Raw genomic sequence first — 18,482 nt, forward strand, 5'->3', positions numbered from 1 at the left:
ATCGAGGGGATATGGCTACCGTGCATCCCCTCACCACCACCGCGACCGGATCCGACATCCGCGTGCGCTTCTGCCCCTCGCCGACCGGCCTGCCGCACGTCGGCATGGTGCGCACGGCGCTGTACAACTGGGCGTACGCGCGCCACAACGGTGGCAAGCTGGTCTTCCGCATCGAAGACACCGACGCGGCGCGCGACAGCGAGGAGAGCTTCCGCCAGCTGGTCGACGCGCTCACCTGGATGAAGATCGACTGGGATGAAGGGGTCGAGGTCGGCGGTCCGCACGCGCCGTACCGCCAGTCCGAGCGGCACGACATCTACCGCGGCGTCATCGAGAAGCTGCTGGCGACCGGCGCGCTCTACGAGAGCTACTCGACGGCGGAGGAGATCGACGCGCGCAACGAGGCCAACGGCCGCGCGAAGCAGCTCGGCTACGACAACTTCGACCGCGACCTCACCGACGAGCAGAAGGCCGCCTTCCGCGCCGAGGGCCGTCAGCCGGCGCTTCGGCTGCGGGTGCCCGATGAGGACCTCACGTACGTCGACCTCATCCGCGGCGAGGTGACGTTCCCCGCGGGTTCGTTCCCCGACTTCGTCGTCGTGCGCCCCAACGGCGTGCCGCTGTACACGTTCGTGAACCCCGTGGACGACGCGCTGATGGGAATCACCCACGTGCTGCGCGGCGAAGACCTCATGCCGTCGACCGCCCGCCAGCTCGCGCTGTACGACGCGCTGATCCAGGCCGGCGTCACCACCTTCGTGCCGCGCTTCGCGCACATGCCGCTCGTGCTCGGCGAGACGGGCAACAAGAAGCTGTCCAAGCGCGATCCGCAGGCCGACCTGTTCCTGCACCGCGAGCGCGGCTTCATCCACGAGGGCCTGCTGAACTACCTGGCGCTTCTCGGCTGGTCGATCGCGGCCGACCGCGACGTGTTCTCGCTCGACGAGTTCATCGCCGCGTTCGACATCGCCGACGTCAACCCGAACCCGGCCCGCTTCGACCAGAAGAAGGCCGAGTCGATCAACGGCGACCACATCCGGATGCTGGATGAGAAGGACTTCGCCGAGCGGATGCTGCCCTATCTCGCCGCGGCCGACGTGTTCGGCGGCGAGCCGACCCACGAGCAGATCGTTCTTGCGTTCCGCGCGGCGCCGCTCGTGCAGGAGCGCATGCAGCTGCTGGGCGAGTCCGCCGGCATGCTCGGCTTCCTGTTCACCGACAACGTCTCGTACGAGGCCGATGCGCTGAAGGGCCTGCCGGCGAACGCCGCCGAGGTGCTCGAGGCGTGCGCCGCGGCTCTCGAGCCGGTCGAGGACTTCACCCCGGATGCCATCCAGGCGGCGCTCTCGGCGAAGCTCGTCGACGAGCTCGGGCTGAAGCCCCGCATCGCGTACGGTCCGCCGCGCGTCGCTCTGACGGGTCGGCGCGTCTCGCCGCCGCTGTTCGAGTCGATGGAGCTGCTGGGCAAGGGCGAGTCGCTGCGTCGTCTGCGCATGCTCGCCGACTTCCTGGCGTGAGTCGTCTGGCGCCGGATGCCGTGATGCCGGCCGCCGAGACGGATGTGATCCTCGGCGATCTCGGCGTGCTGCTTCTCGAATGCGGCACCTCGGTGACCGATGTGCGGGGATCTCTCGAGCAGGTGAGCCGTCGCGCGGCGCCCGAGACGACCCTCGAGTTCGCGATCCTGCCGGAGATGGTCATGGTCAGCAGGCCCGGTGCGGCGTCGGCGACCACGACGGTGATCGGCAAGGGCGAGGCGCTGACGTTCCGTCAGTCCGCTCGCGCGAGCAGGCTGGTGCGCGACCTCGAGATGGGGGCGGTGCCGCTGGCATCCGCTCCCGCGCGCATGGCGGCGATCCGCGCGACGCCCCGCCGGATGCCGGGCGCGCAGAGCGTCATCGGCTGCGGACTGCTCTCGGCGGCGCTGGCGGTGCTGTTCCGCTGCCCGTGGTGGGCGGCGGCGCTCGCGCTGCTGGTCGGACTGCTCGTCGGCGGGCTCACCCTGCTGATGATGCGGGTGCGCGCAGCGGCGGCGGTCGCCCCCTTCGTGTCGTCGTTCCTGTCGACTCTGCTCGTCGGGGTCGTCGCGAACGCGCTGGATCTCGGGCCCGTGCCGCTGTTCGCGGTGTGCGCACCGGTGGCGATCCTCGTTCCGGGCGCGCTGATCACGAACGCGCTGCTCGAGCTGACCTCGACGGACATCGTGACCGGCGCATCGCGCCTGATGTACGGACTCATCATGCTGGCGTTCATGGCGGCCGGCCTGTACGCAGGGGCCGCTCTGACCGGCCTGCGCGTCGACTCGGCATCGGCGGCGCTGGTCGGCGAGGCCGTGCAGCTGTCGAACGAGAGCGCCGGGTGGGACGCTCTGCCGCCAGTGTGGACGGCATGGATCGCCGTCATCGTGCTGGCCGTGGGTATCGGGCTGGCGTTCGGATCGGGTTTCCGTCTGACCCTCGTCTGCATCGTGGCGATGACCGGCACCTACGGCGTGCTGGCCGCGTTCAGCCCGATGGTGGGCAGCGTGGTGGCGATCGGGATCGCGGCAGCCGTGCTGTTCGTCGCCGCCCGCGTGCTCGAGCGCGTGATGCTGGCCGTACCCGCCACCGTGTCGTTCCAGCCGGCGTTCCTGCTGCTCGTGCCCGGCACGGTCGGTCTGATGTCGCTGGCGAGTTTCGACGCGCAGGCGCTGGCGTCGGCGCCGATGATGTTCCTCAGCCTGTGCATCGGTACGAAGGTGGGCGCCCTGCTGGCGGATCTCGCGCGCATCACCCGCTCGACGGTGTTCCTGCGGTGGACGAAGCCGGCCCGCATGGGGGAGCTGTGATGGCGCCGGGTGCGCCACGCCCGGGCATCCGGCGCCGATTCGCCATCTGCACGCCGCTCGGGTAAGCTTGACTCTCGGTGCGAGGCTCCGGTTTCGCCCTTGGGGTATGGTGTAATTGGCAACACGGCTGATTCTGGTTCAGTTGTTCTTGGTTCGAGTCCAGGTACCCCAGCTAAGAAAAACCCCCGCTCAGGCGGGGGTTCTCTGTTTCTCCGACGCGCGAGTCTCAGCTCACGGCGATCAGGGATCGCTGCCAGCCCGTGGATCCGTCCGGCGCGATCGGCGCGCTCTCCTCGACCTGCATCTCGCCGTCCTTGTTGATCGCACGCACGGTGACGTAGTGGGTTCCCGGGGTGGCATCCCACTCCAGCATCCACTGCACCCAGGTGTCGGTGTTGATCGGGGCGGAGAGCGTCGCGCGCTGCCACTCGCCGTCGTCGATGCTCACCTCGACGGCTTCGATGCCCACCGTCTGCGCCCACGCGACACCCGCGATCGGGATGCGTCCGGCCGCGACGCTCTTGCCGATCTTCGGGGTGTCGATGCGCGACGAGAACTTGATGGGGGCCTGGGCGCTGTAGCCGCGCGGCGTCCAGTACGCCTCATCCTTCTCGAACGTGGTGACCTTGAGCTCGGTGACCCACTTCGTCGCCGACACGTACCCGTACAGTCCCGGGACCACCATGCGAACGGGGAATCCGTGCTCGAGCGGGAGCGGCTGTCCGTTCATGCCGACGGCGAGGATCGCATCGCGGCCGTCATCGGTGAGGGCCGACAGCGGCGTGCTGGCGGTGTAGCCGTCGACGCTGCGGGAGAGCACCATGTCGGCATCGGTGTGCGGGCCGGCCAGCCGCAGCACGTCTCGGAGCGGCACACCCAGCCACATCGCGTTGCCGACCAGGTCGCCGCCAACGACGTTGGAGACACAGGTCAGGGTGATCGCGTACTCGTCCAATCCCATCTCCACCAGCTCGTCGAACGAGAGCTCGACCCGCTTGTCGACCATGCCGTCGATCACGAGCCGCCAGCTCGCCGGGTCCACGGTGGGCACGGTGAGGGCGGTGTCGACCCGGTAGAAGTCCGAGTTGGGGGTGAACAGCGGCGAGATCCCCGGGACGTCGAGTTCGGCTCCATCGGGGATGGTCACCGATGTGCGCGCCGGTGGCAGACGCAGTCCTTTGCGGATCGCCGCGACGGATGCGGTCGCCGCGTTCACTGCGCGGGCCGTGATCCCGACGATCAGCGCGGATCCCCCGGCGATCCCGGCGAGAGCGAAGAACCGTCGCCTGTCGATGGTCACGCCGTCTGCGGGGGCGGCTCCTGCCTCGGGGGCGACGGCCGCACGCTGCCAGGATACGAGCCGCTTGCGGAGGAAGATGAGCGCGACGCATCCCGCGACCGCCCCGATCACCGGCGGGAGGAACGCGAGCGGGGCGACTCCCGCGCGCGTCGTGGTCGCGGCCACCGACAGCGCCCCGGCGATGCCGAGTGCGATCACGCCGAGAGGGGGCCGGACGAGCTGCAGGATGCCGGCCACAGCCGATGCGATGGCCACTGCGAGTCCCAGTCCGATCAGCAGCGCGATCTTGTCGAACTCCCCGAACGTCGAGATGGCGAACTCCTTCAGCGGCTGCGGCACGACGTCGATGACGAACGAGCCCACCGCCAGCACCGGACTCGCATCCCTGGCGACCAGCAGCGCCGACAGCTCTGCCGCCGCGAGGAACACCAGACCACTGACCACTCCCGCGATCGCGGCGAAGACGATGAACGTGCCCCGACGATTCTGCTTCGACATTGCTCCCCGATCCTCCGATCGGCCCCGAGGGCCGCTTGCTGAGTGGTTCGGAATCAGAACCGGATCGGATCGAATGCGCGCCGCGTGCCTAGCATCCGTCCTCCGCACCCGCCAGGGCCTTCGGGTCGCCGCCCCGCTGTCGCAATGTGGAGCAGGCACGCACGAGAAAAGGGGAGAAGACCATGGCCACCCAGCTGAACAAGAAGGCTCTCGAGCACGCCCGCGGACTGCTGCGCAAGGGCGACGTCGTCCGAGACGAACGCGACGACTGGAGCGAGCACGCGCCGAGCACGGACGATGAGAACGCGTTCATCGACAAGCACGGCATGGACGAGTTCGCGCTCTGGCATCTGGGTGAGGACACCAGCGCCACCGAGGGCACGAAGGGCCGGTACAGCTTTCCGTACGGCGACTTCCGCCGTCTGCACCGGTGCGCGGTGATCTCGGCCGAGAGCAGGGCGGGCCAGTACGATCACACGTCGATCGAGGAGGCTCTGAAAGACCTGCTCAGCGACATCGACGACTGACAGCGATATGCCGAGTCGCCCTGCGGCGCCGTCGCGCTCACTCGCGATGGCGCCGCAGCTCGTCGCCTCCGCGATCGCGCGACTCGTCCGCTGCGCTCACTCGCGATTCGTCGAGCCGGTCCGGACCCGGGTCCTCGACCGTCTCGTACCGTGTCTCGTCGACGACCCGGCCACGATCCGACGCTGCGTCGTGCTGCGTGCCAGAAGCCGTGGCCGTCCGCTCGTCCGTGATGACGTACCTGTGCACGCGGATCCGCTTGCGCGCGGGTCGCTGGTCCACAGCGGCGGACTCGACCGAGGCGGCATCGCGCGTGTCGGCGTCGCCGGAATCGGTGTCGCCGTCGTCGTAGTAGTCCTGGATGCGATCGATGTCGTCGTCGGTCAGAACGCCGTCCGCATCGATGCGGGGGGCGTGCTTGACTGTGTCCTTATCGTGCCGCAGGTGCAGCACCTCGCCGTCGAAGTCGGCGTCGCGCAGCGGCACGAACGACTCCGATCTGCCGAACCAGCCGGTGGCGACACCGGCGAACAGCGGCTGACCGCCTTCCGGATCGACGTACACGTGCTTCACCGTGCCGATCCTCGATCCGTCCGCGTCGACGACGTCCGCGTCGAACAGGCTGTTGATCCTGTGTGCCTCGATCATGGGTTGTCCTCCTCTCTGTCGCCGGCGGTTCAGCGTCCGAGTCCTACGCGGTCGACCCGGCGGTGGTAGCGCATTCCGCCGATGCCGCCGAGGATCGCGCCGCCCAGACTGACCAGAGCCACGACGATCGCGGTGACGATGCCGGTGACAGTCAGGCTGCCCTCATCCACGGGGATGCGGGGGAAGCTGTTCAGCTGACCGAGCACATTGAACTGCGAACCGGCCACGGCGGCGATGACGGCCACCACGATCGCGATGACGATGGCCCAGATCCAGACGGCCAGGCCCTGCTTCGCCCCTGAGAATCGGGCCATCCGACCGGCGACGTAGCCGCCACAGTAGTAGGCGATGAACAGCAGGACGGCCAGGGCGATCGCCCCGATGATGGTGACCGTCTGAGCATTCGCCCCGATCTCCTGCGCGGCGTCTTCGACGTCGCCTTCGGTGACACCGAGACCGAGGCCGGCCCCGACCGCACCCAGAAGCGCCGTCAGCAGAACCGCCGTGCCGGTCGCCGTGAGCCAGCCGAAGAAGGCCGATCCCCACTTGAAGCCGCCGAACCGCTCCTGCTCCCGCTCCAGTGCCTCTTCGCGCTGGGTGGGTCCTCGCTCGGCGGACACGGCTGCGGCTTCGCGGTCACGAGGATCCGAATTGGGTGTGCTCATCTCGACTCCTGACGTCTGGTGGGCGGATCATGCCCACGTCATCTCCCCAGAGTCGACGCTGAGCCCTGCGCCGAGGAGGGGGTTGACCTCGCGGCATCCGACGTGCCGCCCGTCGCGGCTGCACCGTCCAGGGACGGATTCATGTGGATCGCGGCTACGCTGACTGCATCCCGCACGCAGTCGCAACAGACTCAGGAGCCGCGATGACCAACCTCGAGAAGAACCCGCCGCTGCGCGTTCTCGACCCGGGCGAGCCGTGCACCGCGGTGGAGGTGCTCACACCTCGTGAGGTGCCGCTCGGCGGCATCCGGGCCATGACGGTCTACCCCACTCTGCCGCAGCGGCGTCGATCGCTCGTGGGAGCGTGGTGCTTTCTCGATCACTACGGCCCGGATGACGTCGCCGAGACAGGCGGCATGGAGGTGCCGCGGCATCCGCACACCGGACTCGCGACGGTGTCGTGGCTCTTCACCGGGCGCATCGACCACCTCGACTCGAACGGCGTCGCGGCAGCGGTGCTGCCGGGTGAGCTCAACCTCATGATCGCGGGTCAGGGAATCACCCATCAGGAGATCAGCACCCTTGAGACGACGGTGCTGCACGGCGTGCAGCTCTGGTATGCCCTCCCGGATGCCACCCGGTTCTCAGAGCACGGCTTCGCGCACTACGCGCCGGACCCCGTTGAACTGCCCGGCGCGAGCATCCGGGTGTTCATCGGCTCGCTGCTCGGATCAACCTCTCCGGTCGACACGCGAACCCCGGACATGCTCGGTGCCGAGCTTCTTCTCGAACCCGGCGCGAGTGTCACGCTGCCGGTTCGTCGCGACTTCGAGCACGCGGCCCTGGCCGAGACCGGATCCATCACCGTCAACGACGCCGCAGTGCAGCATCGCGAGCTCGGCTACGTGCCCACCGGCGCTGACACGATGCAGATCACCGCGGGACCCGAGGGCGCGCGCGTGATCCTGCTGGGCGGCGTGCCGCTGGGCGAGCAGATCGTGATGTGGTGGAACTTCATCGGGCGCAGCCACGACGAGATCGAGGAGTTCCGCCGGCGCTACCAGGCGGAGCTCGGGTTCGAGAGCGCCGACCCGCGCGATATGGGGAAGCCTGCGCTGTTCGGTCCCTATGCCGACGGTCAGCTCGCCCCGCTGCCGGCTCCGCCGCTGCCGACGGTGCGGCTGCGCCCGCGCGAGTAGCTCAACCCCGCAGCGCGAGACCGATCGTCAGGGAGATGACGGTCAGCAGCGGCAGCACGCCCTGCGTCAGCGCGGCCCCGCGCTTGTCACTGCTGGAGGCGAAGAGCACCGTCGCGGCGGCGGCCATCGAGCCGGCACCGGCGTAGACGAGCGCGGCTCCCGCGTCTGCGGCTCCGTTGACGATGAGCGCGATGCCGATCGCGGTGATCAGCGCGAGGAACAGGTTGTAGAACCCCTGGTTGTACGCCATCTCCTTCGTCGCCTGCGCCTCCTCCAGCGAGGTGCCGAAGGTCGAGCGCACCCGTGGACTGGTCCACGCGATCGACTCCATGTAGAAGATGTAGACGTGCAGCAGCGCCGCCAGAGCGGCGAGGACGAGCGCGGCGATGATCATGATCATGCCTCTCAGTCGGTCAGAGCCTTGACCGCCGCGCCGTGCTCGCTGCGGCGCTCGACGACGTGATCGGCGTACTGCGGATGCTTGGGAAGCCACGCCGCGACATAGGGGCAGACCGGGACGATGCGTTTGCCGGCGGCGACCACGTCGTCGACGACGGCGCGCACCAGCTTCGACCCCAGCCCCTTCCCGCTGTACGCCTCAGAGACGCCGGTGTGGTACAGCACCCGCTCGTCGCCCACGTCGGCGTACGACAACTCGCCGATCTCATCCGACAGCGTGCCGTCCGGCCCGCGGTCGATCAGCACGTAGTGCGACTGGTCGGGAACCTCGCGGACTTCAAATCGCTTCTCGGTCATGACAGCACCTTTCCGTTGTCGTTGCGTGGGCGCACCGGATGCTCGCTGAGGATCGAGATCCTGTTGAACATGTTGATGGTCAGCGCAACCCATTCCGCGGCGGCGAACGCCTCGTCGCCGAGAACGGCATGAGCACCCGACAGATCGGCCTTCGACTCCTCCGTGAGCGGCAGACGGGTCGCAGCCTCCGCGATCGCCAGCACCGCGTTCTCCCGCTCGGAGAAGAGGCTCGTGTCACGCCATGCCGGCAGAAGATCGATCTTCTGCTGCGGGATTCCGGCGCTTCGGGCCTCGCGCGTGTGCAGATCGAGGCAGAACGCGCAGGCGTTCAGCTGAGAGGTGCGGATCTTGATGAACTCGCTCTCCTGCAGCGTCAGGCCGCGGCGCTCGGCTTCGCCTGCCACAGCGCGAGAGTAGTCGCCCGCGGCCTTCCAGACCTCGGGAGCGGACTTGTCGAGATAGGGGCGCATTTCTCTCCTCGGATGCCGGGACCCGCCGCCGTGCGGCTCTCAGCACCAACCTAGACGCCGAGCCCTGCATTCCCGGGCAGTCGGCGCCGAGACCGGCCCTCGGCAGGCCCGACGAGGGCAGAATGGAAGACCCGGGCATCCGGATTCGATCAAGAGGAGACGAGCATGACCAGCGGAACCAGCGACACCGGAGAGATCACCCGCCGCGACGGCGCTGAGACGGCGGTGCTCGCGGGCGGCTGTTTCTGGGGTATGGAGGATCTGGTGCGTCGCCAGCCCGGTGTTCTCGCCACTCGGGTCGGCTACACCGGCGGTGAGAACGATCACGCCACCTATCGCAACCACCCCGGTCACGCCGAGGCGCTCGAGATCGTCTACGACCCGTCGCAGACGACGTACCGCGACATCCTTGCCTTCTTCTTCCAGATCCACGACCCGTCGACCCTCAACCGTCAGGGCAACGACATCGGCACCAGCTATCGCTCGGCGATCTTCCCGCTCGACGCCGAGCAGGAGCGGATCGCGCGCGAGACCATCGCCGACGTCGACGCCTCGGGACTGTGGCCCGCCCCGGCCGTCACGACGATCGAGGCCGCCGGGCCGTTCTGGGAGGCCGAGCCCGAGCACCAGGACTATCTCGTGCGCTACCCGAACGGCTACACCTGCCACTTCCCGCGCGCGGGCTGGGTGCTGCCTCGTCGCGAGGCCGACGCGACGGCCTGAGCCCCGGCCGCCCGTGCGGCTATCGGTGCAGCCGAGCAGGTGTCAAGGGGATGCGCCGGCGGCGCACTCTCCGTAGCGTCGGGGGATGGACACCACCGAGAGCTCTCCCCGCCTGCGCCGCGCGATCAGCGGCCCGATGCTGTTCGCCTTCATCCTCGGCGATGTGCTGGGCGCGGGGATCTACGCCCTCATGGGTGTGCTGTCCGAGAGCGCGGGCGGCATGCTGTGGGCACCCCTGATCGTCGCGCTGCTGCTGGCGCTGCTCACCGCGGGCTCGTACGCCGAGCTGGTGACCAAGTATCCGCGGGCCGGGGGAGCGGCCGTGTTCGCCGAGCGCGCGTTCCGGAGCCCCCTGCTGTCGTTCCTGGTCGGGTTCAGCATGCTCGCGGCCGGCGTCGTGAGCGCGGCGGGCCTCGCCATCGCGTTCTCGGGCGACTACCTGGCCACCTTCATCGACGTGCCGGTGATCCCTGCGGCGATGGTGTTCCTCGTTCTCGTGGGACTGCTCAACGCGAGAGGCATCCGCGAATCCATGGGCACGAATCTCGTGATGACGGCCATCGAGCTCTCCGGACTCGTGATCGTGATCGTCGTCGTGGCCATATACGTCGGAGGGGGTGGAGGAGACCTCGGCCGAGCGACCGAGCTGCCCGAGGGGGTCGGCGTCGCCGGCGCGGTGCTGGGCGGCGCGATCGTCGCCTACTACTCGTTCGTGGGGTTCGAGACCTCGGCGAACGTGATCGAAGAGGTGAAGCGGCCCAGTCGGGTGTATCCGCGGGCGCTGTTCGGCGCCCTGGTCACCGCCGGTGTGGTCTACGTGCTCGTGGGCGTCGCGAGTGCTGCAGCCCTGCCGACCGACGAGCTGCAGAAGTCGACGGGTCCCCTGCTGGCGGTCGTCGAGGCGACCGGGGTCAGCGTGCCGTCGTGGCTGTTCAGCCTCATCGCTCTGATCGCCGTCGCCAACGGCGCTCTGCTGACGATGATCATGGCCAGCCGGCTTGCGTTCGGCATGGCCGAGCAGGGTCTGCTCCCCGCACCGCTGGGGCGGGTGCTGCCGCGGCGGCGCACCCCGTGGGTGGCGATCGCATCGACGACCGTGGTGGCGATGCTGCTGACGCTGGTCGGCGACCTCGCGACTCTCGCCGAGACCGTCGTGCTGCTTCTGCTGCTGGTCTTCATCAGCGCCAATGTGTCGGTTCTGGTGCTGCGCCGTGACAGGGTGCAGCACGAGCACTTCCGGGTGTGGACGTTCGTGCCCGTGCTCGGCGTGATCTCGTGCCTGGTGCTGCTGAGTCAGCAGCGCCCGATCGTCTGGCTCTTCGCGGCGATCCTGCTGGCCGTGGGCGTGATCCTGTGGCTCAGCACCCGTCGCTTCGCCGGAGAGCCCGTCGCAGATCGTCCCGACGAGATCGCGGCGGAGCGCTGAGCTCACCGACGCGGTATGACGCCCGCGCCCTCGCGAAGCTCGAAGACCAGCTGCGTCTCGGTCGCCCGCACGATGTCGTGCACCGTGATGCGCTCGAGCACGATGTCGCGCAGCGCGGCGGCATCGGCCACGGCCACGTGCACGAGGAAGTCGTCGGCCCCGGCGATGTGGAACACCTGCAGCACACCGCGGGTCGTCGCGAGGGCGTCGAAGAGCGCCTCCACGCCGTCCCTGCTGTGAGTGCCGAGGCGCACGCGGATCATGGCCTGCACCGGAGCGCCGACACTCGCCGGATCGATCTCGAGGCGTGAGCCCGTGATCACTCCGCGACCGCGCAGGGTACGCAGCCGGAAGGCGCAGGTGGATGCGGGGATGCCCAGCTCCAGCGCGAGCTCTTTGATCGGGGCGTCGGGGGCCTCGATCAGCGCCGCCAGAATGCGCAGGTCGAGCTCGTCGACGAGGCCGTGCTGTGCTGCGGCCAACTTGTGCTCCTGAGTCTCACGGCGAATTGCTCTGCGAACAACATACGCGTGTTCGGTGTCATTCTTCGACAATGAGGCTGGACTGGGATGCGAGATGAGAGCAGGATCTACGGCATGCCCGACATGCCGCTGCACCCCGACACCGTTGCCGTCCACGCAGGCCGCGCCGACTTCGGCGCCCTCGGCGTCCACGCCGCGCCCATCGACCTGTCGTCGACGAACCCGCTGCCCGACATCCTGCACGGCGGCGACTCCTACGAGTCGATGGCGACCGGCGGCCATCCGCTGCCCGACGGCGGCAACGTGTACGCCCGGCTGTGGAACCCCACGGTGGCGCGCTTCGAGGAGGCGCTGTCCGAGCTCGAGCACTCCGAGGCATCCGTCGCCTTCGGCTCGGGGATGGCGGCCATGACCGCCGCGATCCTCGCTCACACGACCGCCGTCGGCAAGCGCCACATCGTCGCGGTGCGGCCCCTGTACGGCGGCACCGATCATCTGCTCGACTCGGGCCTGCTGGGGGCCGAGGTCACCTTCTGCCACGAGCACGAGGTGTCGTCGAGCATCCGCCAGGACACCGGCATGATCGTGCTCGAGACGCCCGCGAACCCGACGCTGGACCTCGTCGACATCGCCGCCGTCGTGGCGCAGTCGGGCGGCGTCCCCGTACTCGTCGACAACACGTTCGCGACCCCGCTGCTGCAGAACCCCCTCGACCTCGGCGCGACCATGTCGATGCACAGCGCGACGAAGTACATCGGCGGTCACGGCGATGTCATCGCCGGCGTGATCTCGTGCAGCGAGCAGACCGCTCAGGCGCTGCGGCGAGTGCGCGCGATCACGGGTGCGCTGCTGCATCCGCTCGGCGCGTATCTGCTGCATCGAGGCCTCGCCACACTGCCCATGCGCATCCACGCGCAGCAGAGCACCGCCCGCTCGCTCGCTCACGCCCTGCAGCAGAATCCGGCCGTCAGCGAGGTGCTGTATCCGGAGTTCGGCGACGAGCGGGGGCTGATCGGACGGCAGATGCGCGGTGGGGGAGCGATGATCGCCATCCGCCTCGTCGGCGGTTACGCCGCGGCGGAGGCGCTCACCGGAGCCGTGCGCCTGTTCACCCACGCGGTGTCCCTCGGCGGCGTGGACTCGCTGATCCAGCATCCGGCCGCGCTCACCCATCGTCCGGTCGCACCGGAGGCGCGACCGGGGGCCGATGTCGTGCGGCTGTCCATCGGGCTCGAGAATGTCGACGACCTGCTCGCCGACCTCGAGCAGGCGCTCGCGAAGGCGCCGGTGCGCACCACGGCGTGATCCGCACCGGCGACATCGCGCGTGCTCAAGGCGTGGGCATGCCGCCGTTCACGTTCAGGGTCTCGCCCAGCACGTAGCTCGACTCCGGCGAGGTGAGGAACACGTAGGCCGGGGCGAGCTCGGTGGGCTGACCGGCGCGACCGAGCGGAGTGCTCTTGCCGAACTCCGGCAGCGCGTCCTTCGGCTGGCCGTCCGAGACCTGCAGGGGCGTCCAGATCGGACCGGGCGCGACCGCGTTCACACGGATGCCCCTGCCCGCAACCTGCTGCGCAAGACCCTTCGTGAAGTTGTTGATCGCAGCCTTGGTCGAGGCGTAATCCAGCAGGTGCGGCGAAGGCTCGTACGCCTGGATCGAGGTGGTGTTCACGATGGTCGACCCGGCGGGCATGTGCGTCAGGGCCGCCTGCGAGATCCGGAACATCGCGACGATGTTCGTCGTGAACGTCTCGGTGACCTGCTCGTCGCTGAGGTCGGCGATGTCCTCGACGGCGATCTGCTTGCCCGCGTTGTTCACCAGGGCATCGAGGCCGCCGAGGGCCTGCACCGCCTTCCCGACGAGCTCGGCGCAGAAATCGCGGTCGGTGAGGTCTCCAGGGAAGAGGAATGCCCGACGCCCGCATTCCTCTATCACGGCCTTCACATGCTGCGCGTCCTCCTCCTCTTCCGGCAGGTACGACAGCGCGACGTCGGCACCTTCGCGGGCGAACGCGATGGCCACAGCCGCGCCGATCCCGGAGTCGGAGCCGGTGATCAGGGCACGACGCCCCTCGAGCCGCCCGGTTCCGCGGTAGGACTGCTCTCCTCGGTCGGCCTTCGGCTTCAGCTCGGCGTCGAGGCCCGGCTCGGGCTGATCCTGCTTCGGCGGGGTGATCGAGGGGAAACGATCCACGGGGTTCTGGAAGATCAGCTGGTCGGGGGTGTTCTCGTCGGTCATGTTCACTCCTTCTCACGTGGGTACCCGAACCAGGCTCGCGTCACTGGATCCGCACGGAAAGGGGGTTGCGCTCTCGGCGCAGGCCACTGCGACGGCTGCCGCGACATGACACGATGGAGGAATGAGCTCTGCCAACCTGTCCCGCGACGAGGCCTCCCGTCGCGCAGCGTCGATCGCGCTGCGCGAGGTGCGCGTCGAACTCGACCTCGCCGGTGCGCCCGAACGCGCTCGCACCGGATTCCCCACGGTGACGACGCTCACCTTCGATGCGTCCGAGGCCGAGACGTGGCTGGACTTCATCGGGGAATCCGTCGACCGAGTCGTCGTCGATGGTGACGAGCGGGAGGTGCGCTGGGACGGCGCTCGCATCCAGCTCGACGGCCTCGGCGGCTCGCACGTCGTCCGCGTGGAGGCTGTCGCGGCGTACAGTCGCTCGGGCGAGGGCATGCACCGCTTCCACGACCCCGTCGACGGCGAGACGTATCTCTACACGCAGTACGAGCCGGCCGACTCGCGCCGGGTGATGGCGTGCTTCGAGCAGCCCGACCTCAAGGCCGCTTACACCTTCCGGGTGGTCGCTCCCGCCGGCTGGCACGTGCTGTCGAACCAGTCGCCCGCGCACGTGGTCTCCGGCATCGGCGTGCAGACGGTCGAGTTCGCCCCCACGCTGCCCATCTCGAGCTTCATCACGTCGGTCGCGGCCGGGCCCTACGCCCGGATCGACGGCGAGTGGATGCGGGACGACCAGCGGATCGCCCTCGGCGTGCTGTGTCGCGCGTCCCTCGCCGAGCACCTCGAAGCAGACGAGATCCTCGAGGTCACCCGCCAGGGGCTCGACTTCTTCACCGACGTGTTCGCGTATCCCTATCCGTGGGGCAAGTACGACCAGATCTTCGTGCCCGAGTACAACCTCGGTGCGATGGAGAACCCGGGTCTGGTCACCTTCACCGAGGCCTACATCAGCAGGGGAGCGGCGACCGACGCTCAGCGCGGCGCGCGCGCCAACACGATTCTGCACGAGATGGCGCACATGTGGTTCGGCGACCTCGTGACCATGCGCTGGTGGGACGACCTGTGGCTCAAGGAGTCGTTCGCCGACTACATGGGCACTCACGCCTCGGCCGCAGCCACGCGCTTCACCGACGCGTGGGCCCGGTTCGCGAACAGCCGCAAGACCTGGGCGTACCGGCAGGACCAACTCCCCACCACCCACCCCATCGTCGCCGACATCCCCGATCTTGAAGCGGCGAAGCTGAACTTCGACGGAATCACCTACGCGAAGGGCGCCTCCGTGCTCAAGCAGCTGGTGGCGTTCGTCGGCGAGGAGGCGTTCTTCGAGGGCGCCCGCCGCTACTTCGCCGCGCACGCGTTCGGCAACACGACCCTGGGAGACCTCCTCGACCAGCTGGAGGCGGCCTCCGGCCAGCCCCTGCGCGACTGGTCGCGGTCGTGGCTCGAGACCAGCGGTGTCTCGGCTCTGTGGCTCGAGACGGATGCCGAGGGGCGACGCGTCATCGTGCAGGACAGCGGGGAGGTCGCCCCCCGCCCGCACCGGCTGCGCGTCGGGCTGTACGACGTCGTCGACGGCACGCTCGCCCTGCGCGAGCGCATCGAGGTGACCGTCGACCAGGAGCGCACCGAGGTGCAGATCCCGGATGCCGACCTCATCCTGCTCAACGACGAAGACCTGACCTACGCCAAGGTGCGACTCGACGAGCGCTCGCTCAGCACGGTCGCCGCGTCGCTGTCGACCATGTCGGACGACCTCGCCCGCGGCCTCATCTGGTCGTCACTGTGGAACGCCACACGAGACGGCGAGCTGGCCGCCACCCGCTATCTCGAGATCGTGCGGGCGCATGCGCCCGCCGAGCCGAACGTCGCACTGCTGAGTGCGACGCTGCTGAACGCCGCGTTCGCGATCGGGCACTACGTCGTCGACGACGAGCGCGCCCGGCAGCGCCGTTCGTGGGTCGACTCGACCTGGGCGGCACTGCAGAGCGCCGACTCCGGCAGCGACGCTCAGCTCGCATGGGCACGGGCCTTCGCCGCCGCATCGTCGTTCGACGATTCCCGGGCCGCCGACGTGCGCGCCATCCTCGACGGAGACGCACCGCAGGGGCTGCCGATGGACGCCGACCTGCGCTGGCTTCTGCTCACCGCGCTCGCGACCACAGGGCATGCGGATGCCGAGGCGATCGCCGCCGAGCATGCCGCCGACGACACAGCCGCCGGCCGCACGGCCGAGATCCGTGCACTGGCGTCCCGACCCGACGCGTCGACCCGCGCCGCGGCATGGGAGTCGGCGTGGAACGACCTCGACCTGAGCAACGACCACCTCGACGCCACGATCTCCGGATTCCGGGCCGGTGGGCGTCGCGATCTCATCGCCCGTTTCGACGAGCAGTACTTCGAGCGCATCCGGGGAGCCTGGGCCGAGCGCAGCATCGAGCTGGCGCAGCGTCTCGTGCTGGGTCTCTTCCCCGCGAGCGAGAGCACCGATGCCGTCGACGCCTGGCTGGATCAGAACGCCGATGCGCCCGGCGCACTCCGACGCCTGGTGATCGAGTCGCGTGACGATCTCGCACGCGATCTGCGGGTGCGGGCGGCTCAGGCCGGGCTGTGAAGGCGGAGCGGCACTGATCCAGACGTCGAGGCGTTGCGGAAGACGTCGAGGCGTTGCGTCAAACGTCCAAGGCCGGAGTCAGACGTCGAGGCTCTCGGTCGGGTCGAGCTCGAAGAACGTTCCGCCGCCCTGCTCGGTAGCCCATTGCAGGCGCTGGCGGTGCATGTCGCGCCCGACCGTCGACAGGGTCATGTCGTGCGTGCCGAAGCATCGTCGCGGCGCGACCGCCAGCACGAAGTCCATGGCCTCGCCGATCTTCAGCCAGGGAGCACCGAGCGGTGCAGCGAGGGTGCGCACCTCGATGCCCTCGGGGATCGCGTAGGAGTCTCCGGGATAGTACAGCTCGTCGTTGACGAGCACCGCGAGATTATCGACCACCGGCATGCTCTCGTGGATCACGGCATGCCGACCCCCGAAGAACTGCAGGGTGAATCCGCCGACCGTCACCTCGTCACCAGGCGACACGACGGTGATCTCGTAACCGGGCGCGGCGCCCGCTACGCCCGCTGTGCTGAAGATCGGCGTGCCGGGTGCGGCACGAAGAACCCGGTCGAGGTGGGAAGAGGTCCAGTGATCCGGATGCTCGTGCGTGATCACAACGGCCACGATCCCGCTGAGATCGTCGGGCGGGGTGGTGAACGAACCCGGATCGATCAGAAGGGTCGCGTTGGCCTCATCCACGCGCAGTGCTGCGTGTTCGTACTTCGTGATGCGCATGACCGAAGTAAACTCCGCCGGTCCTCTCCGAGCAAGTCGGCCGATGCGACACGCCCGTGATGCGGACGACTGCGGGGCGATTTGGACGGTCGGCGCGCAGCGTGACAGACTTGCACGGTTGCCAGATCGGCCCTCAGGGCCGAACGGCCCCATCGTATAGCGGCCTAGTACGCCGCCCTCTCACGGCGGTAACGCGGGTTCGAATCCCGCTGGGGTCACAGCGACACAGAAGGCCCTCCGAGATCTGGGAGGGCCTTCTGCATATCCGCATATTGCATTCACCGGAATGAATCTTCGTGACAGACGGTTCCTGTCGGCATGACTGACATCGAATTCGGGCTCGACACCTTCGGGGGAGTCACCGAGGACGCCGACGGCGAAGCCGTCCCGCATCCGCAGGTGATCCGCGACATCATCGAGGAGGCCGAACTTGCCGACCGGGCGGGACTGGACTTCTTCGGCCTGGGCGAGCACCACCGCCCCGACTTCGCCGTCTCGAGCCCCGAGATCGTTCTCTCCGCCATCGCTGCGCGAACCGAGCGCATCCGGCTCGGCTCGGCCGTGACCGTGCTCAGCTCCGACGATCCGGTGCGCGTGTTCGAGCGCTTCTCCACACTCGACGCCGTCTCGAGCGGGAGGGCCGAGATCGTCGCCGGACGCGGGTCGTTCGTCGAGTCGTTCCCGCTGTTCGGCTTCGATCTGCGTCAGTACGAGGAGCTGTTCGAAGAGCGTCTCGACCTGCTCTCGCTGCTGCTGAAGGAGGAGCCGGTGACCTGGCAGGGCAGCACGCGTCCGCCGCTCGAGAATCAGCGGGTCTACCCGACGACGGCGAACGGCCTGCGCACCTGGGTCGGGGTGGGTGGCAGTCCCGACTCGGTCGTCCGCACCGCACGCTACAACTTCGGACTCTTCCTCGCGATCATTGGCGGTCCGGCGGCGCGCTTCGCGCCGTACATCGACCTGTTCACGCGGGCGCAGGATCAGTTCGGAGTGCCCCATCAGCCTGTCGCCGTGCACTCACCTGGCCTCGTCGCCGAGACCGACGAACAGGCTCGTGCACTCACCCACGACGGCTGGCTCGCCATGCGCACGAGGCTCGGTCGGGAGCGGGGCTGGCCGCCCCCCGCTGTCGGCGACTTCGAGCGGGAGATCGAGAGCGGTGCGCTGTACATCGGATCCCCGGAGACGGTGGCTCGCAAGATCGTCGGCACGCTGCGCACTCTGGACGTCGACCGCTTCGATCTGAAGTACGACCAGAGCGGTATCACCCATGCCACGATGCTGGATTCGATCGGCCTGTACGGCGAGAAGGTCGTGCCGATGGTGAAGGACATGCTCGCCTGAGCAGGTGGCGCACCGATTTGGATCGCCGGGAACGGTCATG

18 protein-coding genes and 2 tRNA genes are annotated in these 18,482 nt (G+C 68.7%); 11 read left to right on the top strand and 9 right to left on the bottom strand.

The genetic code is table 11. The features are described 5' to 3' along the window. The first annotated feature begins 11 nt into the window (after positions 1–11). The 3 genes from gltX to V2S05_RS02475 all read left to right on the top strand — a co-directional run bounded on the left by gltX (position 12) and on the right by V2S05_RS02475 (position 2,999). The gene (gltX, locus tag V2S05_RS02465; RefSeq protein WP_413633695.1) at positions 12–1,517 is read left to right on the top strand and encodes a glutamate--tRNA ligase; all 1,506 of its coding nucleotides are present in this window, start codon (positions 12–14) and stop codon (positions 1,515–1,517) included. Next, positions 1,514–2,827: a threonine/serine exporter family protein gene (locus V2S05_RS02470; protein ID WP_413633696.1), complete on the top strand. Its 1,314-nt coding sequence runs from the start codon at positions 1,514–1,516 to the stop codon at positions 2,825–2,827. Before gltX ends, V2S05_RS02470 begins: the two co-directional genes overlap by 4 nt. A 100-nt stretch (positions 2,828–2,927) precedes the next feature. Then, positions 2,928–2,999: transfer RNA gene (locus tag V2S05_RS02475), tRNA-Gln, on the top strand. A 54-nt stretch (positions 3,000–3,053) separates the two neighbouring features. Here V2S05_RS02475 and V2S05_RS02480 read toward each other — a convergent pair. Next, complete coding sequence (locus tag V2S05_RS02480) at positions 3,054–4,625, bottom strand: molybdopterin-dependent oxidoreductase (RefSeq protein ID WP_413633698.1); 1,572 nt, start codon at positions 4,623–4,625, stop codon at positions 3,054–3,056. A gap of 182 nt (positions 4,626–4,807) precedes the next feature. Between V2S05_RS02480 and V2S05_RS02485 the strand changes: the two genes are divergently transcribed. Next, complete coding sequence (locus V2S05_RS02485; RefSeq protein WP_413633699.1) at positions 4,808–5,152, top strand: hypothetical protein; 345 nt, start codon at positions 4,808–4,810, stop codon at positions 5,150–5,152. Between the two features lie 37 nt (positions 5,153–5,189). Here the strand turns inward: V2S05_RS02485 and V2S05_RS02490 are convergent, their stop codons facing one another. Together V2S05_RS02490 and V2S05_RS02495 are read right to left on the bottom strand one after the other, a co-directional pair. After that, the gene (locus tag V2S05_RS02490; protein ID WP_413633701.1) at positions 5,190–5,798 is read right to left on the bottom strand and encodes a PRC-barrel domain-containing protein; all 609 of its coding nucleotides are present in this window, start codon (positions 5,796–5,798) and stop codon (positions 5,190–5,192) included. A 29-nt stretch (positions 5,799–5,827) separates the two neighbouring features. Then, positions 5,828–6,463 (bottom strand): hypothetical protein, encoded by a 636-nt coding sequence (locus V2S05_RS02495; protein WP_271637786.1) that lies wholly within the window; start codon positions 6,461–6,463, stop codon positions 5,828–5,830. A gap of 203 nt (positions 6,464–6,666) precedes the next feature. Between V2S05_RS02495 and V2S05_RS02500 the strand changes: the two genes are divergently transcribed. Beyond that, complete coding sequence (locus tag V2S05_RS02500; protein ID WP_413633704.1) at positions 6,667–7,662, top strand: pirin family protein; 996 nt, start codon at positions 6,667–6,669, stop codon at positions 7,660–7,662. A gap of 1 nt (position 7,663) precedes the next feature. On the opposite strand, the gene V2S05_RS02505 is transcribed toward V2S05_RS02500, so the two are convergent. From V2S05_RS02505 to V2S05_RS02515, 3 genes are read right to left on the bottom strand one after another with little or no spacing between them, the layout of a single operon-like run. Next, a complete protein-coding gene (locus V2S05_RS02505; protein WP_271639657.1) occupies positions 7,664–8,056 on the bottom strand; it encodes a DUF1304 domain-containing protein in 393 nt (130 codons plus the stop codon). Positions 8,057–8,067: 11 nt separating this feature from the next. After that, positions 8,068–8,418: a GNAT family N-acetyltransferase gene (locus V2S05_RS02510; protein WP_413633705.1), complete on the bottom strand. Its 351-nt coding sequence runs from the start codon at positions 8,416–8,418 to the stop codon at positions 8,068–8,070. Beyond that, entirely contained in the window at positions 8,415–8,888 is a 474-nt protein-coding gene (locus V2S05_RS02515; protein ID WP_271637782.1) for a carboxymuconolactone decarboxylase family protein, read from the bottom strand. The genes V2S05_RS02510 and V2S05_RS02515 overlap by 4 nt, the downstream gene beginning before the upstream one ends. Positions 8,889–9,053: 165 nt before the next feature. Between V2S05_RS02515 and msrA the strand changes: the two genes are divergently transcribed. Continuing rightward, complete coding sequence (gene msrA, locus V2S05_RS02520; protein WP_413633706.1) at positions 9,054–9,611, top strand: peptide-methionine (S)-S-oxide reductase MsrA; 558 nt, start codon at positions 9,054–9,056, stop codon at positions 9,609–9,611. 85 nt (positions 9,612–9,696) lie between these two features. After that, positions 9,697–11,037, top strand: coding sequence for an APC family permease (locus V2S05_RS02525; RefSeq protein WP_271637781.1), 1,341 nt, complete (start codon positions 9,697–9,699; stop codon positions 11,035–11,037). Positions 11,038–11,039: 2 nt separating this feature from the next. Here the strand turns inward: V2S05_RS02525 and V2S05_RS02530 are convergent, their stop codons facing one another. Beyond that, on the bottom strand, positions 11,040–11,519 hold the full coding sequence (locus V2S05_RS02530) for an Lrp/AsnC family transcriptional regulator (RefSeq protein WP_413633708.1): 480 nt from the start codon (positions 11,517–11,519) through the stop codon (positions 11,040–11,042). Positions 11,520–11,633: 114 nt separating this feature from the next. Here V2S05_RS02530 and V2S05_RS02535 point away from each other — a divergent pair, with 114 nt between their 5' ends. Continuing rightward, a complete protein-coding gene (locus V2S05_RS02535) occupies positions 11,634–12,824 on the top strand; it encodes a trans-sulfuration enzyme family protein (RefSeq protein ID WP_413633709.1) in 1,191 nt (396 codons plus the stop codon). Positions 12,825–12,849: 25 nt separating this feature from the next. Here V2S05_RS02535 and V2S05_RS02540 read toward each other — a convergent pair whose 3' ends face one another. Beyond that, positions 12,850–13,758: an SDR family oxidoreductase gene (locus V2S05_RS02540; RefSeq protein ID WP_413633710.1), complete on the bottom strand. Its 909-nt coding sequence runs from the start codon at positions 13,756–13,758 to the stop codon at positions 12,850–12,852. A gap of 121 nt (positions 13,759–13,879) precedes the next feature. Between V2S05_RS02540 and pepN the strand changes: the two genes are divergently transcribed. Next, positions 13,880–16,381: an aminopeptidase N gene (gene pepN / locus V2S05_RS02545; protein ID WP_413633711.1), complete on the top strand. Its 2,502-nt coding sequence runs from the start codon at positions 13,880–13,882 to the stop codon at positions 16,379–16,381. Positions 16,382–16,459: 78 nt separating this feature from the next. On the opposite strand, the gene V2S05_RS02550 is transcribed toward pepN, so the two are convergent. After that, positions 16,460–17,098: an MBL fold metallo-hydrolase gene (locus tag V2S05_RS02550; RefSeq protein ID WP_413633712.1), complete on the bottom strand. Its 639-nt coding sequence runs from the start codon at positions 17,096–17,098 to the stop codon at positions 16,460–16,462. A gap of 145 nt (positions 17,099–17,243) precedes the next feature. Between V2S05_RS02550 and V2S05_RS02555 the strand changes: the two genes are divergently transcribed. Both V2S05_RS02555 and V2S05_RS02560 read left to right on the top strand, forming a co-directional pair. Beyond that, positions 17,244–17,316 (top strand) — tRNA-Glu (locus V2S05_RS02555). A gap of 100 nt (positions 17,317–17,416) precedes the next feature. Then, entirely contained in the window at positions 17,417–18,442 is a 1,026-nt protein-coding gene (locus V2S05_RS02560; RefSeq protein ID WP_413633713.1) for an Atu2307/SP_0267 family LLM class monooxygenase, read from the top strand. Positions 18,443–18,482 lie beyond the last annotated feature (40 nt).

The organism is Microbacterium sp. OR16, from assembly GCF_047306725.1.
Taxonomy (GTDB): Bacteria; Actinomycetota; Actinomycetes; order Actinomycetales; family Microbacteriaceae; genus Microbacterium.

Excerpts from the sequence above, each read along its gene's own strand:
- V2S05_RS02485 (WP_413633699.1), top strand. The coding sequence starts at position 4,808 with ATGGCCACCCAGCTGAACAAGAAGGCTCTCGAGCACGCCCGCGGACTG.
- pepN (WP_413633711.1), top strand. The coding sequence starts at position 13,880 with ATGAGCTCTGCCAACCTGTCCCGCGACGAGGCCTCCCGTCGCGCAGCG.
- V2S05_RS02535 (WP_413633709.1), top strand. The coding sequence starts at position 11,634 with ATGCCCGACATGCCGCTGCACCCCGACACCGTTGCCGTCCACGCAGGC.
- V2S05_RS02500 (WP_413633704.1), top strand. The coding sequence starts at position 6,667 with ATGACCAACCTCGAGAAGAACCCGCCGCTGCGCGTTCTCGACCCGGGC.
- V2S05_RS02525 (WP_271637781.1), top strand. The coding sequence starts at position 9,697 with ATGGACACCACCGAGAGCTCTCCCCGCCTGCGCCGCGCGATCAGCGGC.
- msrA (WP_413633706.1), top strand. The coding sequence starts at position 9,054 with ATGACCAGCGGAACCAGCGACACCGGAGAGATCACCCGCCGCGACGGC.
- V2S05_RS02505 (WP_271639657.1), bottom strand. The coding sequence starts at position 8,056 with ATGATCATCGCCGCGCTCGTCCTCGCCGCTCTGGCGGCGCTGCTGCAC.
- gltX (WP_413633695.1), top strand. The coding sequence starts at position 12 with ATGGCTACCGTGCATCCCCTCACCACCACCGCGACCGGATCCGACATC.
- V2S05_RS02495 (WP_271637786.1), bottom strand. The coding sequence starts at position 6,463 with ATGAGCACACCCAATTCGGATCCTCGTGACCGCGAAGCCGCAGCCGTG.
- V2S05_RS02490 (WP_413633701.1), bottom strand. The coding sequence starts at position 5,798 with ATGATCGAGGCACACAGGATCAACAGCCTGTTCGACGCGGACGTCGTC.
- V2S05_RS02550 (WP_413633712.1), bottom strand. The coding sequence starts at position 17,098 with ATGCGCATCACGAAGTACGAACACGCAGCACTGCGCGTGGATGAGGCC.
- V2S05_RS02510 (WP_413633705.1), bottom strand. The coding sequence starts at position 8,418 with ATGACCGAGAAGCGATTTGAAGTCCGCGAGGTTCCCGACCAGTCGCAC.
- V2S05_RS02540 (WP_413633710.1), bottom strand. The coding sequence starts at position 13,758 with ATGACCGACGAGAACACCCCCGACCAGCTGATCTTCCAGAACCCCGTG.
- V2S05_RS02480 (WP_413633698.1), bottom strand. The coding sequence starts at position 4,625 with ATGTCGAAGCAGAATCGTCGGGGCACGTTCATCGTCTTCGCCGCGATC.
- V2S05_RS02560 (WP_413633713.1), top strand. The coding sequence starts at position 17,417 with ATGACTGACATCGAATTCGGGCTCGACACCTTCGGGGGAGTCACCGAG.
- V2S05_RS02515 (WP_271637782.1), bottom strand. The coding sequence starts at position 8,888 with ATGCGCCCCTATCTCGACAAGTCCGCTCCCGAGGTCTGGAAGGCCGCG.